General features: G+C 71.9%; 4 protein-coding genes. 1 reads left to right on the top strand and 3 read right to left on the bottom strand.

Annotated features, from left to right (window positions below; translation table 11 throughout):
* The 3 genes from AB0F62_RS33710 to AB0F62_RS33700 form a co-directional block, all read right to left on the bottom strand.
* Positions 1–326: serine hydrolase (locus AB0F62_RS33710; protein ID WP_361808238.1), on the bottom strand; the 326-nt coding region annotated here is incomplete at its 3' end.
* A 618-nt stretch (positions 327–944) separates the two neighbouring features.
* A complete protein-coding gene (locus AB0F62_RS33705) occupies positions 945–1,433 on the bottom strand; it encodes a hypothetical protein (protein ID WP_361808235.1) in 489 nt (162 codons plus the stop codon).
* 274 nt (positions 1,434–1,707) lie between these two features.
* A complete protein-coding gene (locus AB0F62_RS33700) occupies positions 1,708–5,454 on the bottom strand; it encodes a S8 family serine peptidase (RefSeq protein ID WP_361808232.1) in 3,747 nt (1,248 codons plus the stop codon).
* Positions 5,455–6,081: 627 nt separating this feature from the next.
* Here AB0F62_RS33700 and AB0F62_RS33695 point away from each other — a divergent pair.
* Positions 6,082–6,876, top strand: a complete 795-nt coding sequence (locus AB0F62_RS33695) for a lysophospholipid acyltransferase family protein (protein WP_361808229.1) — start codon at positions 6,082–6,084, stop codon at positions 6,874–6,876.
* The last annotated feature ends 171 nt before the right edge of the window (positions 6,877–7,047 follow it).

Here is a 7,047-nt window from a genome sequence, read left to right as displayed (position 1 = left end):
ATCCGCCCCTCGGCGACCAGCTGCATGAGCACCACCGTGGTGAAGCTCTTGCTGACGCTGCCGACCCGGAACCGGCGGTCGGCGTCCATCGCCGTGCGGGCGGCGGTGTCCGCCTGGCCGGACGCGATGCGGTAGCTCGAGCTGCCCGAGTCGATCCGGGTCAGGGCACCCGGGGCGCCGTTCGCCATGGCCTGCTTCTGCACGTTGAGGATGCCCGTGACAGAAGGGTTGGGCAGGGAGGAGGTGGCGGCACCGGCCGGGGAGGCGGCCAATGTGGCCAGCACGGCGGAGCCTGCGAGCACGATGCTCGCGTTCTTGATACGCATCCTGGTCTTTCTGGTGTGACATCGGTTTGGCGCCGCCCAGGTCCGGTGGAACCGCCGACGACCGTCACCGCGAGGAGAACAGAGTGACCGTCACGCCGAGTCCCGCGGCCACGCGGGACGGGCGATGAGGCGGCATCGGCATGAGGACGACACTGGATGCATAGTAATACTGTCACACCGTGTGTCACGATCGGCGGTCGCCGCGACACGGCGGACTCCACCCCGCCCCACCCCCTCGCGGAGGCCGACCCCGGCCTCAATACGTGTGCTTTTCAAGGGATATGGCATGACCGACCGGACCCACGTCCTCCGCGTCGGGGCTTGCCGGCACGGTGCCATCGTGACGAAGGGCACGGTTCGGCGTGGGCGGTGGACAGGCATCATCCTCACCGACCTGCCACTGTTCATTCACACTGTCTTGCGGCTTCACGGGTCGGACCCGCCTCGGGCGGGCCGGTGATCCGATCCGGCGGGCACAGCAGCGTGACCGCGAAGGGCAGCTCCTGCCCGAGGACCCATTCCTCCCCGGCATGAAGGCCCGGGCGTCCCGGGAGAGATCGGTGACCTCTGGCCGGCCCACTCGTCCGGCGCACGGGCGCCGGGCGGACCGGGCCGGCCTCACCAGGTCAGGGTCAGCGAGGCCCCGACCGGCAGCGTGTGCCAGCGGTCCGCGTAGTCGTCGAACCGCGAGACGATCCGGCCGACCACCTCGGGGATCCCGTCCGCGGTGACATACGCGGGCAGTTCCCGCGCGTGCCCGTGCCGCACCTCCCACACCGGTACGGCGATGCCGGCCAGTTGCTCCGACCGGGCCATGTCCGCCTGCGCCTGGGGGGACGACTTCACCGGCTTCGATTTGCGGCGCCGCGCCGCCTTGGCGCGTTCGGCGGGGTCGGCGGGCCAGAACAGGCCGTTGTCGCCCGCGGCCAGCCGCCCGTAGACCCCGAGCCGGATGCCCGCCTCCACCTCGACCAGGAAGTGCACCAGGTCGTGCGGCAGGTAGGGATGCCCTCCGGGCCCGTTGCGCGGGGCGAGTTCGGCACCGGTATCCCGGTGCACGGCGATGTCGTAGCTCGTACCCGGGCCCTTGGTGAAGACGACGCGCATGCCCGAAACGGTAGGAGAGGATCGCGGCCGGGTGCACCTGGTTTTCCCGGGCGGACACGGCGACGCTCGGCATGACCGACGTCAGCCGTCGCTCCCTCGCGAAAGCGGGGATGGTCCGGCGGCTTGTTGACGGGTTGATCAGGCACACAATATAGACGCAACAAGTAAATGGGATATCCGCGAACGGCCGCCGGCCGCGGGCCCCCCGCCCGGGAGGCCGGTACCGCGGACATCGCGGTACCGGCCTCCCGGGGGCATCAACCCGGTTCCGCCGTCACTTCAGGCCGAAGGCCCGGACGACGGTCTGCGAGACCGATCCCCCCGTGCGTGCGGTGGCGACGGCCCGCAGCGACACGAACGCGGCCGAGGAAGGAGCGTGCAGCGAAGTCCGCCAGACGCCCTGACGCTCCTTCAGGTCCTGCCGGTGCCAGGTCGCTCCGTCGTCGTAGGAGACCTCGAGCCGGACCGAGGACACCGCGCCCTTCGCGTCGGTGCCGAGCACCGACGGTGTGATGGACACCTCCGACGTACGGCGCGCCCTGCCCGCGGCGTCGAGTTCGGTGCCGTAGTCCAGCTGGACCAGCGGGACGGTCCCGGACTGCGCCTTGCCCGACACGAAGTCCCACTCGGTGCGGGTCTTCGACGAGTACGGGCTCAGTCCCGGATCACCGGCCGTGTCGACGACCAGCCGGTACGGCAGCGACTCCTCCGGCAGGTCGAAGGCGTTCACATAGGGGCTGTCGGTCGTGATCAGCGTGGTGCCGCCCTGGAGCAGCGAGCTCCGGGTGGTCATCGTCTCGGACTGCGCGGCGCCGCTGTGCGCGGCACCCGAGTCGCTCCAGCCCGGGACGTACAGCGAGAGCGAGGTCTCGTCGCGCAGCTGGGAGTCGGTGTCGGACATGCGCGGCCGCAGGACGGGGCCGAGCCATCGCTCCTGCTGGACGCTGCCCGGCCGGTAGGAGGCCGGGCTGTTGACGGCGCCCACCCAGCCGCTGACCGAGGTGGTCTGCTGCCAGGTGACGTCGTCGCCCGCGGAGACCCAGTCGGTGCGCCGTCCGGCGGCCATGGGCTCCAGTCCGAAGGAGTACCCCGTGGCCCACTCGTACGGCGGGAAGTCCGTCCTGCGTTCGAGGGCCTGCTTGCCCTGCGGCTGGGCGAAGGTGAGGTCGACGCGCGCCAGCCGGTCGGGGTCCGCCCGGTAGGCCACGTCCTCGGGTATGGCGCCGTTGTGGTACTTGACCAGGTCGTACAGGTACGCGGGAGACGGGTGCGCCTCCACCCGGAGCCGGATCCGGTGCTGGTGCGCCGAGGCGATCCTCTCGATGATCGCCTCGCCCTCGTCCCTGTTCACCGACACGACGGGAACGTCCGCGGTACCGGAGTAGTCCGGCTCGCCGTACCAGGTGGACAGGCGGCCCACTTGGTCGTTGACCACGAGCAGCAGCCGCGCGCCCGCCGCCTTCGCCGCCGACGCCTGGGCCGAGGGCGGTACTTCGGCGTTGTGGCGCACCACGGCGACCCTGCCCCGGACCCGCGCCTTGGCGAGCTCCTCGGGCGAACCGTCGCCGGCGAAGACCGCGTCGTGCGTCGACGTGCCGTCGGGGAGCGCGGCGCTTCCGTCCTGGGCGAGCGCGTCGTCGATCCGCTTGCCGTCGTAGGACAGGTCGAGCGGGGTCTCCTGGGCCCGCAGGCGCGTGGCGAAGACGAAGCTGCCCTGCCGCACCTTGGCGCCGGTCGGCTGGGCCCAGATGCTGTCGTAACCCCGCCCGACGATGACGTTCTCCCTGAGCGCGTTGTAGTCGCCGGGGCTGGGGTCGGTGGAGGTGAAGGAACGGAAGTAGTCGAGCCGGGTGTTGACCAGGGTGCTGGGCTTCGGCGTGACGGCCCGCACCTGGTGGGCCTTCGAGGCGTCCAGCGCGATCCGCCGGTCGGCGGTCAGCTCCACCTCGGGGTCGCCCAGCAGGGCGATGCCCCGGGAGCTGGGGCCGTGGGTGCCCTGGACGTCCGCGTACGACACCACGGCGTAGGTGTCGGCGGGCAGGCGGAGGGTCAGCTCTCCGCTCTCGGGGATCTCATAGGCGGTGGTGGACCTGCTGAGGGTGCCCTTCAGGTGGATCCAGCCGCTCATCGGCTTGCCCGTACGGTCCTTCATGGTGATGCCGAGGTCGTACCGCTCCGGTTCGACGCCGACGCCGGCGACCGTGTGGGCGACCGTGGCCCCGGTGTCGTCGCGTGCGACGATCCTGGCGGTGTGGTTCCCGCGCGCGAGGCCAGCCGGATCGGTGCCGACCTCCACGCCGGCGCTGCCGTGGGCGGGCACGGTGACCTGGTCGGCGGACAGGGCGAACGCGTCGTCGCCGGACGTGCCCGGCTCCACCGCGAGCCGCAGGGCCACGGGCTCGTCCCCGGAGTTGGTGTACGTGATCTTCTGGCGGACGGGATCGGCGCTCCCGTTGGGCCAGCGCAGGAAGCGGAAGACCGAGCCGGTCGCCGTGACCTCGGCGCGGACGGCGGCCGCCGCGTCGACACGCCCCGATCCCCCCTGGTAGGCGGTGAGGTAGGGGGTCGGCTTGCTGGTGCTCATCAGCGCGTCCTTCAACCGGGCGGCCGACCAGTCGGGATGCCGCTGGGCCAGCAGGACCGCGGCGCCGGCGACGTGCGGGGACGCCATCGACGTCCCGCTCATCGTGGTGTAGTAGCCCTCTCCGCCGCCCGCGTACTGCGAGCGTGCCGCCAGCACGTCCACGCCGGGCGCGGTCACGTCGGGCTTGATCGCCTCGTCACCGATGCGCGGCCCGACGCTGGAGAAGTTCGCCAGTTCGTCGGAGGAGCCGACCGCTCCCACCGTCAGTGCGGCGTCGGCGGCTGCCGGGGATCCGATGGTGTACGGGGTGGCGCCACGGCCGGAGTTGCCGGCGGCGACGACGAACAGCGTGCCCGTTTCGGCGCTCAGAGCGTTGAGGCTCTGGCTCATCAGGTCGTTTCCGTCACTCGGCTCGGCGTTGCCGAGGCTCATGTTGACGACCTTCGCGTGCTCGGTGCGGGCGGCCCACTCCATGCCGCCGATGACCCAGGACTCCTGCCCCTCACCGCGGTTGCCGAGGACCTTGCCGACCAACAGATCGGCGCCGGGGGCCACGCCCCTCTCCTTGCCGTCCGATGCCGCGCCCGTCCCGGCGACGGTGGAGGCGACGTGGGTCCCATGGCCGCTGCCGTCGGGGACGTCCTGGTCGGGGACGAAGCTGCGCGTACCGACGATCCGGTCCTTCAGGTCCGGGTGCCCGGTGTCGGCACCGGTGTCCAGCACGGCGACCTTGACGCCGGAGCCGGTGCCTCCCGACTCCCAGACCTCGGGCGCGCCTATCTGGGCCGTGGTGTCGGCGAGCGTCGCCTTCGTCTTGCCGTCCAGCCAGATCTTGTCGATGCCGCCCGCGAAGGACGGGGCCGCGCCGGTCTCGCGGGAGCCGGCCGTGCGCCGGCCCGAGGAGTCGCCGTCCGTGAGGGTGGTCCAGGCGTCGGCCGCCGCCGTGCGGTCGGCCGTGACCGCCTGGCCGCCGACCGACGGCAGTTCCCGGCGGGTTCCCACGCCCGGCAGCGCCGTACCCGTCCGGCGCAGAGCAGCAGGGTTCCCGCTCGTGAGGATCAGGGGCAGCCGCGGGGCGTGCGCGTCGTCGTAGCCCTGCGCGAGGAGCCCGGTGACGTTGAACAGGCGTTTGTCGAGGCGGTCCGCGGTGACGTAGGCGAGCGCGTCGTCCGGGTAGACATAGGTGTCGCGCCCCTCGGTAACGATGCGCACCGACCCCGTGGCCCCGGCACGGCGCTCGACGCTCAGGGTGTCGCGTCCGTCGCCGGAGCCCGGGGTGACGGTGACCTTGTCCCCGGTGATGAGCGTCACGGTCTTCGGGGCACCCGCGGCGGAAGCGGCCGTTGGCCCCTCCGGCCGGGCGGTGGACGCGGTCGCGCCCGCCGGTGCGGGGGTCAGGACGGTGGCGAGCACGGCTGTCGCGGCGCCAAGAGCCACCAAGCCCGATGTTCGGGCCGTGGAGAAGAACACTGTTCCTCCTTGCGATTTCTTGGCGGAATACGATCACATCCTTAAGATTTCGAACAGATCTTGACATCCGCCAACGGGGCCGAGGCGAGCGGCGATTGCCGTACGGGCCGCACCCGGCCGGGTGCGTCGGCGGCCCGGGGTGGCCGGAAGCGTGGGCGGCCGGGGGTGGCCTGGGGCGGCCGTGGGCGGCAAAAGAAGTTGATCGGCAAACCGCAGGCGACCTAGAATGTTGCAGAGTCAAACAAATCGTCGGCCGTCGCGATGCGCGTCGCGGTGGACACGAGCCCGTTCCACCGCACATGAGAGCGTCCATGGACACCTTCCGCAAGGCCCGGTTCGGGCCGCAGCGAGCCTTACGCTCGCCCGTGGGTGTCCCCACTCCCCCGCCGTGGCCGACCCGGCGAGTTCCGCACCGTGCGATCACTCACGCGTGGACCCGCCCCCGGCCGTAGCCGTCCCCTGACGGAGGGCCGAGGGATCGCGGACACCACCCGGCCGGCCCGACCGGCCCGCCGGGAACGGGGAACGGTGAAACGGCGGAACGACACAGAACCAGCGGCCGGATCGCGCCGCGCACGCAGAGGAGGACCCGGGGTGCCCGGCAGCTCGAACATCCGCTACGGCTTCTGGTACCGACTGGCCGCGGCCATCGTGAGACCGGTGCTGTTCATACTGGTCAGACGCGAGTGGCGCGGGCACGAACACATACCCCGCGAGGGCGGCTTCATCACCGCCGTCAACCACATCTCCCCCTTCGACCCGCTCACTTACGGGCACTTCCAGTACAGCAGCGGCCGGCCGCCCCGGCTGCTCGCCAAGGCCTCGCTCTTCGGCATCCCCTTCGTCGGCATGATGTTGCGCAAGACCGGCCAGATCCCCGTCCACCGCGGAACCGCGGATGCCGCACACGCGCTCCGCCACGCCGTGGAGGCGGTCGGCAGGGGAGAGTGCGTCGCGATCTATCCCGAGGGCACCGTGACCCGCGATCCGCACCTGTGGCCGATGACCGCCAAGACCGGTGCGGCCCGAATCGCCCTGACGACCGGCGCACCCGTCATCCCGGTCGCCCAGTGGGGCGCGCATCGCGTCGTGCCGCCCTACGCGCGCGGGGGCCGCGGCGACCGCCGCATCTGGCTGGCCCCCCGCCAGCGGGTACAGGTGGTGGCCGGGCCGCCCGTCGACCTCAGCCGGCACCTCGGCAAGGAGCTCACGCCCACCGTGCTCAAGGAAGCCGGCGAGGACATCATGTCCGCCATCACGGCCCTCCTGGCCGAGATACGCGGCGAGCAGCCGCCCGCCGAACGCCACGACATGCGCCACACCGCGCGGATGAACGCCCGACAGCGGCAGAGTGGCGCGGCCGCCGAGAGCGAGAAGACCGCGGGCTGACGCCCGCATACGGCCACGGACCGCAAGGGCGGTTCCGCCCTTGCGGTCCGTGGCCGTACGTCGGCGCCTCCGTCCGACGCGGGTTCCATGGGGGGCGTGCACGGCGCCGCGACCGCGGGCCCGCGGGGGGCAGGATCACGGCATCGGCCCATGGCAGTATGTCCGCACGCC

The sequence above is a fragment of the Streptomyces sp. NPDC026673 genome (genome assembly GCF_040638135.1).
Taxonomy (GTDB): Bacteria; Actinomycetota; Actinomycetes; order Streptomycetales; family Streptomycetaceae; genus Actinacidiphila.
Note: the sequence above shows the minus strand (reverse complement) of the source record. Positions and strands in the feature narration are given on the sequence as shown.

Excerpts from the sequence above, each read along its gene's own strand:
- AB0F62_RS33705 (WP_361808235.1), bottom strand. The coding sequence starts at position 1,433 with ATGCGCGTCGTCTTCACCAAGGGCCCGGGTACGAGCTACGACATCGCC.